The following is a 14776-nucleotide window of genomic DNA, read 5'->3' as shown; positions in this document are numbered from 1 at the left end:
GCAGCGAAGCGTACTGACTTGGGGCGAGGGCGCCGCGGTTCAAGCCGACGGCGCCCCTGCTGCGATCAGGCCGCGCGCGAGGCGCGCTTGCGATCGCTTTCGGTGAGGAACTTCTTGCGCAGGCGGATTTCCTTCGGCGTGACTTCGACCAGTTCGTCGTCTTCGATGAAGTCCAGTGCCTGCTCCAGCGTGTACTTGATCGCCGGGCTCAGCTGGATCGCATCGTCCTTGCCCGAGGCGCGCATGTTGGTCAGCGGCTTGGTCTTGATCGCGTTGACGGTGAGGTCGTTGTCCTTCGAGTGGATGCCGACCAGCTGGCCCTCATACACGTTGTCGCCTTCGGCGGCGAACAGCCTGCCGCGATCCTGCAGCGGCCCAAGCGAATAGGCCGGGGTGGTGCCCGGCGCATTGGCGATCATCACGCCGTTGATGCGCTTGGCGATCGCGCCCTGTTCCTTCGGACCGTAGTGGTCGAACACATGGAACAGCAGGCCCGAGCCCTGGGTCAGGGTGCGGAACTCGTTCTGGAAGCCGATCAGGCCGCGAGCCGGGATCATGTAATCCAGGCGCACGCGTCCCTTGCCGTCGGACACCATGTCCTTCAACTGGGCCTTGCGCGTGCCGAGCTTCTCCATGACGCCGCCCTGGTGCTGCTCTTCGATGTCGACCACCAACTGCTCGACCGGTTCCATCAGCTTGCCGTCGATTTCCTTGATGATGACTTCCGGACGCGACACGGCCAGCTCGAAACCTTCGCGGCGCATGTTCTCGATCAGCACCGACAGATGCAGTTCGCCGCGGCCGGAGACCAGGAACTTGTCCGGATCGGAGCCTTCTTCGACCTTCAGCGCCACGTTGTGCAGGGTTTCGCGCACCAGGCGCTCGCGCAGCTGGCGGCTGGTGAGGAACTTGCCGCCGCTCAGATCCTTGTTGCCGGCGAACGGCGAGTTGTTCACCTGGAAGGTCATGCTGATGGTCGGCTCGTCCACGGTCAGGGCGGGCAGAGCTTCCGGGGTGTCCAGCGCGCACACGGTGTCGGAGATCGACAGATCGGCGACGCCGGAGATGGCGACGATGTCGCCCGCCTCGGCTTCCTCGGTCTCCAGGCGCTCAAGGCCCATGAAGCCGAGCACCTGCAACACCTTGCCCTGGCGCTTCTTGCCGTGACGGTCGATCACGCTGACCGGCATGTTGCGGCGGACCTTGCCGCGCTGGATGCGGCCGATGCCGATCAGGCCGACGAAGTTGCTGTAGTCCAGCTGGCTGATGCGCATCTGGAACGGGCCGTCGAGATCGACCTGCGGCGGCGGGACGTGCTTCATGATCGCTTCGTACAGCGGGGTCATGTCGCCCGAGCGCGCGGCGTCGTCCAGGCTGGCGTAGCCGTGCAGCGCCGAGGCGTAGACGATCGGGAAGTCGAGCTGCTCGTTGGTGGCGCCGAGCTTGTCGAACAGGTCGAACACCTGGTCGATGACCCAATCCGGACGGGCGCCCGGGCGGTCGATCTTGTTGACCACCACGATCGGCTTGAAGCCCATCGCGAACGCCTTCTGGGTGACGAAGCGGGTCTGCGGCATCGGGCCGTCCATCGCATCGACCAGGATCAGCACCGAATCGACCATCGACAGCACGCGCTCGACCTCGCCGCCGAAGTCGGCGTGGCCTGGGGTGTCGACGATGTTGATGCGGTTGCCCTGCCAGGTGATGGCGGTGTTCTTGGCCAGGATCGTGATGCCACGTTCCTTTTCCTGGTCGTTGCTGTCCATCGCGCGCTCGGCCAGCACCGTGCGTTCGGACAGCGTGCCGGACTGCTTCAACAGACAGTCGACGAGGGTGGTCTTGCCGTGGTCGACGTGAGCGACGATGGCGATATTGCGCAGGCGTTCGATGGACATGCGATTGGACGCCGGAAGGCGCTATAGCTGAGGAAGATAGCCGGCCATTATACCGGTCAAAGGTGGCAAGTGCCTGCCGGGGCGGGCTTTATTCATGTCGGGGCGGTTTTATGAACGGGCAGGGCCGATAAAAGGCGGGAAAGGCCCTGCAGAAGCGGCGCGAGCCGCGTCCCGGAAGCCCGGCCAACCCGCCGTCCGGCCTCCGCCGGCTGGGACGTACGCCTGCCGCCTGGCGGCCGTGCCCGGCCTTGCGCCACCGCATTCAGCTTTGGACCGCGGTTCGAGGACGGGGCCTCCCGCGACGCGATCAAGGCCGTGCCCGCGCCGCCGCGGCTCGCGCCGTTCCGGCAAGGGTTGCGGCCCGACGAGGTTTTTTTCGCTTCGGTACCATTGAGGATTGCCCTGGCCGCCGCCATCTCGGCCGGCGAACCGTTTTCCCATCCCCATCGCTACACCTGGAGTGCGCTGCATGAGCCTGATCGCCACCTTCGACACCGAACGCGGCCCGATCCGCGTCGAACTCGCCGCCGACAAGGCGCCGCTGACCGTCGCCAACTTCGTCAATCTGGCCCAGCGCGGCTTCTATGACGGCCTGAACTTCCACCGCGTGATCCCGAACTTCATGATCCAGGGCGGCTGCCCGCAGGGCACCGGCACCGGCGGCCCGGGCTATCGTTTCGAGGACGAGACCCGCAACGGCCTGGGTCACCAGCGCGGCGTGCTGTCGATGGCCAATGCCGGCCCGGGCACCAACGGCAGCCAGTTCTTCATCACCCACATCGTCTGCGACTGGCTGGACGGCAAGCACACCGTGTTCGGCAAGGTGCTGGAAGGCCTGGAGATCGTCGATACGGTCAAGCAGGGCGACAAGATCAACTCGGTGAAGATCGAAGGCGATGTCGCCGCCGTGCTGGCCGCCAAGGCCGACCGCGTGGCCGACTGGAACAAGGTGCTCGACGAGAACAAGCGCGCCTGAGTCCGGATTCGGGCCATCTCGCGCGGCCGCAGGGCTGTGCGATGCGAAAAGACGGCCGAAAGGCCGTCTTTTTCGTTTGCGCCCTGGAATTTCGCCATAGCCGGCATGGCAGGGCGCTGCCGTAAAAGGGGCTTTTGTGGGAGGGAGCTTCAGCCCCGATGCTTTTCGGCCCGATCGCGCCGGGCTCTCACCGGGGCTGATCGAAAAGCGTCGGGGCTGAAGCTCCCTCCCACAAAAGCATTACCTCCCACAACATATTGCAAACCAGGGCCCGGCCATCGCTGTGCTACCATTTTGCGGCTAGAACCAGCGGTTCCAGTGCGTCCGGCGACAGCGCCCGTAACGAGCGCCGCCGTCGCAACCGCCGCTGCGTCCAGCGTCCTCGCTACTCATCTCCGCACGCTCCGTCGTACACCACCCCACGAGGTTTACACGATGCCCCAGCTCGCCCGGCGCATCGGTCGCGCCAAGCCCAGCGCGATCATGCAGGTTGCCGAAAAGGCCAAGCGGCTCAAGGCCGAAGGTCGCGACATCATCAGCTTCTCGATCGGCGTTCCCAACTTCCTGCCCGGCGATCATGTCTATGCCGCCGTGCGCGAAGCGCTGGCCAAGGACAGCGGCCAGTACGGCAGCAACCGCGGCGCCGACGCGCTGCTGGACGCGTTCATCGAGCACATGAGCAAAATCGGCCTGACCGGCTACGGCCGCGTCAATTGCGCCACCGGCATCGGCGCCAAACACGTGATCTACAACATCGCCGAGGCGCTGTTGGACGAAGGCGACACGATCGTCTTCCCGACCCCGTACTGGACCAGCTATCTCGACATCGCCGAGATCGTCAACGCCAAGATCGACCTGCTGCCGTGCCCGGCCTCGCAGGACTACAAGCTCACCCCGGCCCAGCTGGAAGTCGCGCTGGCGAAGAAGCCGAAGGTGTTCTTGTTCAACAACCCGTCCAACCCGACCGGCATGGTCTACGGCAAGGACGAAATCGATGCATTGGCCGCGGTCATCGCCAAGTACCCGGACACCTGGGTCATCACCGACGACATCTACAACCGCATGGTGTTCGACGGCCTGGGCTATCACAACTTCGTGCACTCGCATCCCGAGTTGCGCGACCGCGTGATCTTCATCGACTCGCTGTCCAAGACCTACGGCATGCCGGGTTGGCGCGTGGGTTTCATGGCCGGTCCGGAAGTGATCGCGCAGGCCGTGACCACGATGAACTCCAACCACATCACCAACGTCCCGGAAATCGTCACCGCCGCCGCCGTGGCCGCGCTGTCGGGTCCGCAGGACGTGCCGACCGCGCGCTGCGCCGAATTCCAGGTCAAGCGCGACCAGGTCATGGACGTGATGAATTCGATCCCGGGCGTGGTCTGCCCGCGTCCGCAGGGCGCGTTCTACGTGTTCCCGGACATCAGCGTCGCCTTCGGCAAAACGCATGGCCCCAGCGGTTTGAAGATCGGCAACGACATGGATTTCTGCAACGCTCTGCTGGAAACCAAGGGCGTGGCCTGCGTGCCGGGTTCGGCGTTCGGCGAGCCGCGCGCGCTGCGCATCAGCTACACCTGTCCGACGCCGCAGCTTGCGCCGGGTCTGCAGCGCTTCCAGGAATTCTTCGCCGAGCTCGCCTGAGCCCGGCGTCGATTCGACCAGCGTTCGCCCTCGGCTACGATCCAGACCAAGGACTTCGATATGCGCGTGACCACCGTGCTCTGGATCGCCATCGCCGCGGCTGTCGGCGTCGGCGGCGTCAAGTTGCTCAAGGCCAACGGCGCGGGCGGCCTGTTCGCCTCGCGTCCGGCCGAGCTCAAGCCCGACGATCCGCGCCACACCACCGGCGACAAGCGCATCGTCATGCTTGCGGCGGAGTGGTGCGGCTACTGCGAAAAGCTGCGCAAGGATTTCGAACTGGCCGACGTGCGCTACACCCTCATCGACGTCGATACCGCCGCGGGCCAGAAGGCGATGGACGCGGTCGGCGCGCGCGGCGTGCCGGTCACCATCGTCGGCCAGGACATCGTTTACGGCTACAACATGGACGAGATCAAAGGCCATCTCGAACCGTTGGGCTATCGCCTGTGAGCGCGCGGCGGCCGCCGCGCGCTCGACTCCATCCATAACGCGGGCCGCGTGCCCGCCACCTTGTTCACTAGCGAAGGAAACACCCCGATGAAGACCCCCGTCCGCGTTGCCGTCACCGGTGCTGCCGGCCAGATCGGCTACTCGCTGCTGTTCCGCATCGCTTCCGGCGAAATGCTCGGCAAGGATCAGCCCGTCATCCTGCAGCTGCTGGAACTGCCGCTGGAGAAGGCCCAGGCCGCGCTCAAGGGCGTGATCATGGAGCTGGAAGACTGCGCGTTCCCGCTGCTGGCCGGCATCGTCGGCACCGACGACGCCGAAGTCGCGTTCAAGGACGCCGACATCGCCCTGCTGGTCGGCGCGCGTCCGCGCGGCCCGGGCATGGAGCGCAAGGACCTGCTGCTGGAAAACGCGAAGATCTTCACCGCCCAGGGCGCGGCGTTGAACAAGGTCGCCTCGCGCAACGTCAAGGTGCTGGTGGTCGGCAACCCGGCCAACACCAACGCCTACATCGCGATGAAGTCGGCGCCGGACCTGCCGGCGAAGAACTTCACCGCCATGCTGCGCCTGGACCACAACCGCGCGCTGAGCCAGCTCGCCGCCAAGGCCGGCGTCGCCGTGGGCGACATCGAGAACCTGATCGTGTGGGGCAACCACAGCCCGACCATGTATCCGGACTACCGCTTCGCCAAGGCCGGCGGCGTGTCGCTGAAGGACAAGATCAACGACGCCGCCTGGAACGCCGACACCTTCATTCCGGTCGTGGGCAAGCGCGGCGCGGCGATCATCGAAGCGCGTGGCCTGTCCTCGGCCGCCTCGGCCGCCAACGCCGCCATCGACCACGTCCGCGACTGGGTCCTGGGCAGCAACGGCAAGTGGGTGACCATGGGCGTGCCGTCCGACGGCAGCTACGGCATCCCGGAGACGGTGATGTACGGCGTGCCGGTGATCACCGCCAATGGCGAGTACACCCGCGTGGAAGGCCTCGAAATCGACGCCTTCAGCCGCGAGCGCATGGACAAGACCCTGGCCGAGCTGGAAGAAGAGCGCGCCGGCGTCGCCCATCTGCTGGGTTGATCGAACCGCCGGGCGCGGTTCGGCCCGGATGGATGCATGAACGGGGCGGCTTCGGCTGCCCCGTTCTTTTTTCCCTTCTCCCGCTGGCGGGAGAAGGTGGTCCGAAGGACCGGACGCCCGAAGGAAGCACCCTTGGGGTGTGAGGGTGCGCGAACTTAGGCCTGCGGCGCCATCTGCTACCTCGCGCGCCCTCACCCCAGCCCACCCCGGCCCGAACGCACGGCGTTCGGGCGTTCGGTGCCGCGCGAGCCAATGGCTCGCAAGCGCGGCCCCTCACCCCGCAAGCGGGAGAGGGAGGCGAGGTCCTTCGACGCAACGGACCGTGCTGCGTGCCCTCACCCCAGCCCCCACCCCGCAAGCGGGGCAGGGAACTAAATGGCGGAGTGTGAGCCCGGACAGCCGCGCCAAAGTCCCGCGCGCGCCCCGACCGTGTAGGATCGGTCCCGCTCTCAGCCCGAGGGGTATCCAGTCCGATGAGCGCAACCCTGCGCCTGTTGATCGCCGACGACCATCCGATGTTCCGCGCGGCGCTGCGCTATGCGCTGGGCGAGATCGCGCCCGGCGCGCAGATCGTCGAGGTCGCCAGCCAGAGCGCATTGGAAGCGGCCATCGCCAGCGGCGGCGAATTCGATCTGGCCATGCTCGACCTGATGATGCCCGGGGCGATGGGGTTCTCTTCGCTGGTCTACGCGCGCGGCGAACGCCCCGAGCTGCCGGTGGTGATCATTTCCTCCAACGAACACCCGCGCACCATCCGCCGCGCGCAGCAGTTCGGCGCCTCCGGTTTCGTGCCCAAGTCGGCGCCTTCCTCGGTGCTGGGCGAAGCGGTCAACGCCGTGCTCGCGGGCGAAGTCTGGTTTCCCTCGCAAAAGGCCGATCGCGATGAGGGCGACGCGCAACTCGCCGATCGCCTGGCCCAGCTGACGCCGCAACAGATGCGCGTGCTGCTGCGCCTGGCCGACGGCCTGCTCAACAAGCAGATCGCCTACGAGCTGTCGCTGGCCGAGAACACGGTGAAGATCCACGTCACCGCGATCCTGCGCAAGCTCGGCTGCCATTCGCGCACCCAGGCGGCGGTGCTGGTGAAGGGGCTGGCGCTGGACGAAGACGGCGCCGGCCTGCACGACGACGCGCTGCGCCTGTCCTGAGCCGCAGAGGCCGCGCGCTCAGTCCTGCGCGATCGAGGTATCCACGATCAGTGCCGGATCGAGCAGGCGAATGCGCCGGTCGACGAAATAACCGCCGCCCTCGGTGTAGTGCAGAAAGCAGCGGCCGCACTGGCGGCATCGCCAGACATCGCAGTGATTACCCGGATAGCGGTCGATCGCGATCGGCGCGTCGGGCGACCAGTAGTGAGTGCCGCGCGGATGGTATTCCTCGACGCTGAGCTCGTAGTCCGCCGCCGCGATCAAGGTGGCGATCCGTTCCAGCCGCGACTGCGGCAGCTCCATCGGCATGCTGGTCCAGGCGATCGGCGCCGGCGCGACGCACGCGCAGGCGCCGGCGATCGCGGCCGAGTCGCGCGCCAGCGCGCGCAAGGCGGCGAGGTCGAGCAAGGGCAAGTCGGGCATGGCGCGTGCGCAGGGGAGGGCGAAGCCCAGTGTGCTACCGAACCGGGCCCGGCGCGGCGGCCTTCGGCGCGGGGTGTCGATGCCGACCGACCCGGCAAACCGCGGGCCTGCAGACGGCGCGCTTACAGGCCCATGCCGAGCAGTCGTGTCGCCAGCGCGCGCAGCGCCGCCGGCCGCAGCGGCTTGGGCAGGAAGCTCCAGTCGCGTTCGGCCGCGCGCGTGCGCAGCGACGGGTCGGCATCGGCCGACATCAGCACCACCTGCGGCATGCGTTTCCACTTGGCTTCCAACTGCGTGCCCAGTTCGAAACCGGTGCTTTCGCCGAGCCGGTAGTCCAGCAGCAGCAGGTCCGGCATCGTCGCCGCCGAAGCCTTGGTCAGCGCCTCGGCCGCGGTGCCGGCGGTTTCGACCGCGCAGCCCCAATCGCCGAGCAGGCGTTGCGCGGCCTGGCGCGAATGCAGATCGTCGTCGATCACCCACACCCGGCGGCCGTGCAGCGGCGAATCCTGGCCCTGCGCGGCATGGCCGTCGGCCGCGACAAGCGGCGCCGCGGTTTCCGGCGCGTACGAGGCGGCCTGCGCGTACGGCACTTCTACCGAAAACACGCTGCCGTGCCCGGGCCAGGAGCGCACGTGCACGCGATGGCCGAGCAGCAGCGCCACCCGGCGCACGATCGCCAGGCCGAGCCCGGCGCCGCGCTGCGGCGCTTCGACGCCGGTGTCCAGGCGCTGGAATTCCTCGAAAATCAGTTCGCGTTTGTTCGCCGCGATGCCCGGGCCGGTGTCCCACACCTCGACGCGCATGCTGTCGTGCAGGCGCCGCGCGCCGATCACGATGCGGCCGTCGCGCGGGGTGAACTGCATCGCGTTGGAGACGAAGTTCTGCACGATCCGGCGCAGCAACACTTCGTCGCTGTCGATCACCGCGCTGGAGGCGATGCAGTGCAGGCGCAGGCCGCGCGACTCGGCCAGAATGCGGAACTGGCTGTCGATGCTGGCGAACAGCCGCGACAACGGCAGCGCGGCGCGGCGCACTTCCAGCGCTCCGGATTCCAGGCGCGAAATGTCCAGCAGGCTGGACAGAATGTCGTCCTGCGCGGCCAGCGCGGCCTCGATGTGGTCGCTGAGCTCACGGCCTTCGCCATCGCTCACGCGCCGCCGCAGCGACGACAGGTACATGCGCGCAGCGTTCAAGGGCTGCAGCAGATCGTGCACGGCGGCGGCGACGAAGCGGGTCTTGGAGCGGTTGGCGCGCTCGGCTTCGCCCATGGCGCTTTGCAGATCGCGGGTGCGCTGCTCGATGCCGCGTTCCAGGCTGTCGGCCAGCGTGCGCAGATCGCGCGCGGCCTGCTTGTAGGCGGTGATGTCGGCGTAACTGGTGACGAAGCCGCCGTCGGGCATCGGATTGCCGCGGATCTCGATCACCGTGCCGTCCGGGCGTTCGCGTTCGTGCAGGTAAGGCTGGCCGCGTTGCAGATGATCCAGGCGGCGCCGGATCGCGTCTTCCGGATCGGCGCCGAGCAGACCGCGGCGGGCGTTGTAGCGGATCAGGTCTTCGATCGGCCGGCCCACCTGCAACAGCTCCGGCGGATAGCGGAACAGCTCGGCGTAGCGCTGATTCCACGCCACCAGCCGCAGTTGCGCATCGACCACGCTGACGCCCTGCGGCAAATGTTCCAGGCTCTGGCCTTTGCCCAGGCTCGCCTGCCGCGCCGCGTGAACCACGCCGTCCTGGGCGTTGCGCAGCGCTTCGGCGTGGTGCTCGACCATTCGCTCCAGTTCCTGCCGGCTGCGCAGGCGCAGGCTGGCGATGCGGTTGCGCTGCATCAGCAGCAGCGCGACCGAGACCAGCAGCAGCCACGCGCCGGCCGCCACCGCGCGCGCGATCCAGGCGATGCGGATGCTCGGCGTGGTGTCGCGCAGCAGGTGCAGGGTCCAGTCTTCGCGTTGCAGATGCAGCGATTGCCACAGCATCGGCTCGCGCATGCCCGGCTCGCGCAGGCGCACCACGCGCGCGCCGTCGCCGACTTCGCGTTCGAGCCGGAACGAGGCCGGCCGCAGTTTCTGCCCTTGATACTGGCGGGTGCGCTGTAGCTCGCTGCTTTGCGCCGGTGTCGGTGTGCGCAGCATGCGGTAGCGCCATTGCGGCTGCGCGGTCAGGAACACCACGCCGTTGGCGTCGCTGAGCAGGACCAGATCGCCGCGTTCGCTCCAGTCCGAGCGGATGTCTTCCAGCTCGACCTTGACCGCGACCGCGCCGACCGCGCCGCCGCGTTCGTCGTGGATGGCGCGGGCGATGAAGTGGCCTGGCACGTGGGTGGTCACGCCGATGGCGTAGAACTCGCCCGAGCCTTCGGCCATGGCTTTCTGGAAATACGGGCGGAATGCGTAGGAGTGGCCGACGTTGCTGTTGGGCAGGTCCCAGTTGCTGGCGGCCAGACCGATGCCGTTGCCGTCGATCAGGGTCAACGTGCTGGTGCGGTTGGCGAAATTAAGCTGGACCAGGCGCTCGTTGGCGCGCTGGCGCTGGACGCGGTCGGCGGGATTGGCCAGGGTCGCGCGCAACTGCGGGTCCAGCGACAGCACCGCCGGCATGATCCGGTAACGATCGATGTGCTGCTCGATCACCTGCGCGCGCTGCGCCAGCAGCACGCTGGCTTCGCCGGCCTGGCGCTGCAAGGCCTGCGAATAGGCGATGCGACCGACGATCAGCATCGTCAGCAGCGCGCCGGCCAGCGGCAGCACGATCCATAAGGCGGTCTGGAGCTGGCGGCGGCGGGGGATCACGTTGGGGCCGGGATTCGGGATTCGGAATTTGGGATTCGTAACAGCGGGGCGCCGTGAACCTGGATGCGCACGGGCTGAGCGTCGGGTCTGCCGCGGACGCCCGCTGTGGCGGGCTACGCCTTCATCGTCCTCACGTGCCGCGGCAAAGTCAAAAGCGCGCAACCTCCCGCCGCGCTTTTACCAATCCCGAATCCCGAATTCCGAATCCCGGCTGCTCAGAACTGCACCTGAGCCCGAACCTCCATCACGTCCGGATCGGCCGACAGCAGGCCCTTGTCGGCCTTCACCCGCACGTAGTTGGCCTGGAACTTGAAGTGTGTGGTCAGGTACCAGTTCACGCCCAAGGTCCAGTCGCGCTGCTTGCCACCGGCGATGCCGCCGTCGTCCAGATCCAGTTCGCCCAAGCGCGCCAGCAACTCCACCGCGCCATAGCCGTGCGCGGGCTTGATGTTGCCGACGTTGTTGCCGGTGTAGGGGCGGGTTTCGCCGGTCAGCACCCAGCTGCCGGTGACGTAGTAACCGTTGGCGGTGAAATCGCGTGCGCCGTTGTCGCGTTCGGCGGTCGCGCGCAGATACTCGGCCTGCACCGACCACGGGCCGTCGATCCACAACGCTTCCAAGCCGTTGCGCACGATCTTGTCGGTATTGCGCAGGCTGCCCGAATCGACCAGGCGCACCGGCGTGAGGCCGTTCATCGGCCGCGCGCGGAAACGCGCGGCGGGGCCGAAATAGGCGCCGCGTCCATCGGTGAAGCCGTGCGGGTTCTCGACCGAGCCGGTCAGGCCCAGGTGCACGACGTGATCCTTGTCCTTGACCGGCGTCCACACCGCGCGCCCGGCGGCGGTGGTGCCCGGGTTGTCGCCCTGCAGATCGTGACCGAAGAAGTACGCCGCGCTGACCGCGTAGCGCGGGCGTTCCATCGACCACTCCACGCCGGTGCGGCGGCCTTCGTAGACCGCCTGCGAGGCGGCCGACTGCTCCAGCATGCTGGCGGAGCGCGAGGCGGCGACGCTCTCCATGCTCACCGGCGTCTTGAAGTAACCCACGCGCAGCTTGCCGTAGTCGGCGCCGAACCAGGCCTTGGTGTCCAGGCGCAGGGCGACGTCGAGCCAGAGCTTGGATTCGAAATCGAACACCGCGGTGAAATCGTAGACGTCTTTCTTTTTCAGATTCATGCCGAACTCGCGGCGACGGTAGTGGCCGTCGTCGGACAGGTCGGTCGCGGCGGTGCCGTAGCCGTCGCCGGAAAAATCCACCACGTCGTAGGCGAAGTTGCCGGTCGCGGAAATCTCCGTGCCGTCGCCGAAGGTGTACTTGGTCGGCCAGTCGTCGAAGTTGCCGGCCTGCGCGGCACAGGGCAACGCGGTCAGGGACAGGACGAGGGCGAGGCGATCGATGCGCATGGTCGGTCGTGCTCCAAGGTCGTTATTACCGCCGTCCTGGCAGCAGGAAACCGCGCCGGGCGCGCTGTGCGTCCGGCTGGGAAGGGTTGGGGTTGTACGGCCCGCGCGCCCGGCGCGGGCCGGTGGAACTCAGGCGGCCTTGTCGCTCAGCGGGCCGTGGTGGTCGCTCGGCAGCTCGGCGTCGAGGTCGAGCGCGCTCGGCGGATTGATCAGCTCATGATTGAGCTTGTCGCGGTCGAGCTCGTTCTCCCAGCGCGCCACCACCACCGTGGCCACGCCGTTGCCGATCAGGTTGGTCAGCGCGCGCGCTTCGCTCATGAAGCGGTCGATGCCCAGGATCAGCGCCAGGCCCGCGACCGGCACCGCCGGCACCACGGTCAGGGTCGCGGCCAGGGTGATGAAGCCCGCGCCGGTCACGCCGGAAGCGCCCTTGGAGGTCAGCATCGCTACCGCCAGCAGGGTGATTTCCTGCGTCAGGGTGAGTTCGACGTTGAGCGCCTGCGCGACGAAGATCGCCGCCATCGTCAGATAGATGTTGGTGCCGTCGAGGTTGAACGAATAACCGCTGGGAACCACCAGGCCGACCACCGGCTTGGAGCAGCCCAGGCGTTCGAGCTTGCGCATCAGCGGCACCAGCGCCGATTCCGACGACGAAGTGCCCAGCACCAGCAGGAGTTCGTCGCGGATATAGCGGATGAAGCGCAGGATGCTGAAGCCGGTGAGACGGGCGATGGCGCCGAGCACGATCAGCACGAACAGGGCGCAGGTGAGATAGAAGCTGCCCATCAGCTTGAGCAGCGGGCCGAGCGATTCGATGCCGAACTTGCCGATGGTGAAGGCCATCGCCGCGCCGGCGCCGATCGGGGCCAGCTTCATGACCATGCTCATGATGCCGAAGAACGCTTTCGACAGCGTCTCGAACAGATCCATGACCTTTTCGCCGGCCTTGCCCATGTGCAGCAGGGCGAAGCCGAACAGCACCGCCAGCAGCAGCACCTGCAACAGGCTGCCTTCGCCGGTGAAGGCGTCGGTGAAGGTCTTGGGGATGATGTGCAGCAGGAAATCGACCGTGCTCTGCTCTTCGGCCTTGTGCGCGTAGCCGATGGCCTCGGCGACCTTCTTCGGGTCCAGGTCGGCCACGTTGGCGTTGAAGCCCGCGCCAGGCTTCAGCGTGTTGACGACCATCAGGCCGATCACCAGGGCGAAGGTCGAAACCACTTCGAAGTACAAGATCGCCTTGGCGCCGACGCGCCCGACCTTCTTGACGTCGGCGACGCCGGCGATGCCCAGCACCACGGTCAGGAAAATGATCGGGCCGATCAGCATCTTGATCAGCGAGATGAAACCGTCGCCCAGCGGCTTTAGCTTGACGCCGAAATCGGGGAAGAAATGCCCGACCACACCGCCGAGGATGATGGCGGCCACCACCCATAGATAGAAACGCGAGGCTGGCGATTTCATGGTTTCGTTCCTGTAGCGCGAAGACGTGAAGAGGGAAGGACGATCAGTCGTGATCGATCTGCGAATGCTTGCGGGTGTCGGGCATGAACGCGTAGACCAGCAGCGAGCAGGCGATGCAGGCGCTGACGTACCAGAAGAAGCCGGTTTCCATGCCGATCTGCTTGAACCACAGCGCGATCGGCTCGGCGGTGCCGCCGAACAGGGCGACGGTGAGCGCGTAGGGCAGGCCGACGCCGAGCGCGCGGACCTCGACCGGGAACAATTCGGCCTTCACCACCGCGTTGATGGCGGTGTAGCCGCTGACCGCGCTGAGCAGGATCATGATCAGCCAGAACGCCTGCATCGGCGATTGCGCGTCGCGGATCCAGTGCATCACCGGCACGGTCAGCACGGTGCCGAGCACGCCGAAGGCGATCAGCAGCGGGCGCCGGCCGATCCGGTCCGACAGCGCGCCGACCAGCGGTTGCATCAGCATGTACACGAACAGGCTGGCGGCGTTGATCAGCGACGCGGTTTCCTTGTCGAAGCCGGTGCTGATGGTGAGGAACTTCAGCATGTAGTTGGTGTAGGTGTAGAACGCCAGCGTGCCGCCCATGGTCAGGCCGACCACGGTCAGCACCGCGCGCGGGTGCTGCGCCAGCGTGCGCAGCGAGCCTTCCTTGCGCTTGGGCGTGTCGCTGGCCTGCAGCTTGGTGAACGATTCGGTTTCCTGCATGTTGCGGCGCAGGTACAGGGCGATGATCGCGGCCATCGCGCCGATCGCGAACGGAATCCGCCAGCCCCAGTCGCGCAGCTGTTCTTCGTTCAACACGAACTGCTGCAGCACGATCAGCACCATCAGCGCGAGCAGCTGGCCCATGATCAGGGTGACGTAGAGGAAGCTGGACCAGAAACCGCGGTTCTCGCGCGAGGCCATCTCGCTCAGGTAGGTCGCCGAGCTGCCGTATTCGCCGCCGACGCTCAGGCCCTGCATCAACCGCGCCGCCACCAGCAGTACCGGCGCGAACACGCCGATGGTTTCGTAGCCGGGGGTGAAGGTGATGATGAGCGAGCCGGCGCACATCATCAGCACCGACAGCATCAGCGCGGCCTTGCGGCCGTGGCGGTCGGCGTAGCGGCCGAACACCCAGCCGCCGAGCGGGCGCATCAGGAAGCCGACTGCGAAGATCGCCGCGGCGTTGAGCGCCTGCGAAATCTTGTCGCCCTTGGGGAAGAACACGTGGGCGAAGTACAGCGAGAATGCGCTGTAGACGTACCAGTCGTAGTACTCGACCAGATTGCCGATCGATCCGGAGAAGATCGACTTGAGCCGTTGTCCCGGGCTCATGGCCGGAGCGATGGAGGGGATGTCGGCGGTGGTGATCGCGCTCACGGCGGCTCCTGCAACGGCGGGTATGGCGGGGTGATGCGTTGTCGTCGCGGTGCGATCGTTCGCGGCGCGGCAACGGCGGGCGCGGCACGTCCCTGCACCCGGCGCCGATGGTGGGCTGGGGGGCGGGGTGGGCCAATAGCACCTTAG

At 67.0% G+C, this 14776-nt stretch carries 11 protein-coding genes; 5 read left to right on the top strand and 6 right to left on the bottom strand.

Annotation, left to right across the window (positions count from 1 at the left end; all coding sequences use genetic code 11):
* Window positions 1-65: 65 nt before the first annotated feature.
* Window positions 66-1895, bottom strand: a complete 1830-nt coding sequence (typA, locus tag LG3211_RS16890) for a translational GTPase TypA (RefSeq protein WP_057943853.1) — start codon at window positions 1893-1895, stop codon at window positions 66-68.
* A gap of 469 nt (window positions 1896-2364) precedes the next feature.
* Here typA and LG3211_RS16885 point away from each other — a divergent pair, with 469 nt between their 5' ends.
* The 5 genes from LG3211_RS16885 to LG3211_RS16865 all read left to right on the top strand — a co-directional run bounded on the left by LG3211_RS16885 (window position 2365) and on the right by LG3211_RS16865 (window position 7184).
* Window positions 2365-2871 (top strand): peptidylprolyl isomerase, encoded by a 507-nt coding sequence (locus LG3211_RS16885; RefSeq protein ID WP_057943852.1) that lies wholly within the window; start codon window positions 2365-2367, stop codon window positions 2869-2871.
* A gap of 435 nt (window positions 2872-3306) precedes the next feature.
* Window positions 3307-4512, top strand: a complete 1206-nt coding sequence (locus LG3211_RS16880; protein WP_057943851.1) for a pyridoxal phosphate-dependent aminotransferase — start codon at window positions 3307-3309, stop codon at window positions 4510-4512.
* A gap of 60 nt (window positions 4513-4572) precedes the next feature.
* Complete coding sequence (locus LG3211_RS16875; protein WP_057943850.1) at window positions 4573-4962, top strand: glutaredoxin family protein; 390 nt, start codon at window positions 4573-4575, stop codon at window positions 4960-4962.
* Window positions 4963-5049: 87 nt separating this feature from the next.
* Window positions 5050-6036 carry a malate dehydrogenase gene (locus LG3211_RS16870; protein WP_057943849.1) on the top strand — a complete coding sequence of 329 codons (987 nt, stop codon included), beginning with the start codon at window positions 5050-5052 and terminating at the stop codon, window positions 6034-6036.
* A gap of 473 nt (window positions 6037-6509) precedes the next feature.
* Window positions 6510-7184: a LuxR C-terminal-related transcriptional regulator gene (locus tag LG3211_RS16865; RefSeq protein ID WP_057943848.1), complete on the top strand. Its 675-nt coding sequence runs from the start codon at window positions 6510-6512 to the stop codon at window positions 7182-7184.
* 18 nt (window positions 7185-7202) lie between these two features.
* On the opposite strand, the gene LG3211_RS16860 is transcribed toward LG3211_RS16865, so the two are convergent.
* The 5 genes from LG3211_RS16860 to LG3211_RS16840 all read right to left on the bottom strand — a co-directional run bounded on the left by LG3211_RS16860 (window position 7203) and on the right by LG3211_RS16840 (window position 14629).
* Entirely contained in the window at window positions 7203-7607 is a 405-nt protein-coding gene (locus LG3211_RS16860; RefSeq protein WP_057943847.1) for a hypothetical protein, read from the bottom strand.
* 122 nt (window positions 7608-7729) lie between these two features.
* On the bottom strand, window positions 7730-10393 hold the full coding sequence (locus LG3211_RS16855; RefSeq protein WP_057943846.1) for a hybrid sensor histidine kinase/response regulator: 2664 nt from the start codon (window positions 10391-10393) through the stop codon (window positions 7730-7732).
* A 215-nt stretch (window positions 10394-10608) separates the two neighbouring features.
* Window positions 10609-11796 (bottom strand): OprO/OprP family phosphate-selective porin, encoded by a 1188-nt coding sequence (locus tag LG3211_RS16850; RefSeq protein WP_057943845.1) that lies wholly within the window; start codon window positions 11794-11796, stop codon window positions 10609-10611.
* Between the two features lie 129 nt (window positions 11797-11925).
* Window positions 11926-13257 (bottom strand): dicarboxylate/amino acid:cation symporter, encoded by a 1332-nt coding sequence (locus tag LG3211_RS16845; RefSeq protein ID WP_057943844.1) that lies wholly within the window; start codon window positions 13255-13257, stop codon window positions 11926-11928.
* 43 nt (window positions 13258-13300) lie between these two features.
* Entirely contained in the window at window positions 13301-14629 is a 1329-nt protein-coding gene (locus LG3211_RS16840; RefSeq protein ID WP_235113991.1) for an MFS transporter, read from the bottom strand.
* Between the last annotated feature and the right edge of the window lie 147 nt (window positions 14630-14776).

This window comes from Lysobacter gummosus (genome assembly GCF_001442805.1).
Classification (GTDB): Bacteria; Pseudomonadota; Gammaproteobacteria; order Xanthomonadales; family Xanthomonadaceae; genus Lysobacter; species Lysobacter gummosus.
This window is presented reverse-complemented; position numbering and strand designations above follow the sequence as displayed.

Bases quoted from the DNA above. Each gene is read 5' to 3' on its own strand.
- typA (WP_057943853.1), bottom strand. From the start codon at position 1,895: ATGTCCATCGAACGCCTGCGCAATATCGCCATCGTCGCTCACGTCGAC.
- LG3211_RS16885 (WP_057943852.1), top strand. From the start codon at position 2,365: ATGAGCCTGATCGCCACCTTCGACACCGAACGCGGCCCGATCCGCGTC.
- LG3211_RS16880 (WP_057943851.1), top strand. From the start codon at position 3,307: ATGCCCCAGCTCGCCCGGCGCATCGGTCGCGCCAAGCCCAGCGCGATC.
- LG3211_RS16875 (WP_057943850.1), top strand. From the start codon at position 4,573: ATGCGCGTGACCACCGTGCTCTGGATCGCCATCGCCGCGGCTGTCGGC.
- LG3211_RS16870 (WP_057943849.1), top strand. From the start codon at position 5,050: ATGAAGACCCCCGTCCGCGTTGCCGTCACCGGTGCTGCCGGCCAGATC.
- LG3211_RS16865 (WP_057943848.1), top strand. From the start codon at position 6,510: ATGAGCGCAACCCTGCGCCTGTTGATCGCCGACGACCATCCGATGTTC.
- LG3211_RS16860 (WP_057943847.1), bottom strand. From the start codon at position 7,607: ATGCCCGACTTGCCCTTGCTCGACCTCGCCGCCTTGCGCGCGCTGGCG.
- LG3211_RS16850 (WP_057943845.1), bottom strand. From the start codon at position 11,796: ATGCGCATCGATCGCCTCGCCCTCGTCCTGTCCCTGACCGCGTTGCCC.
- LG3211_RS16845 (WP_057943844.1), bottom strand. From the start codon at position 13,257: ATGAAATCGCCAGCCTCGCGTTTCTATCTATGGGTGGTGGCCGCCATC.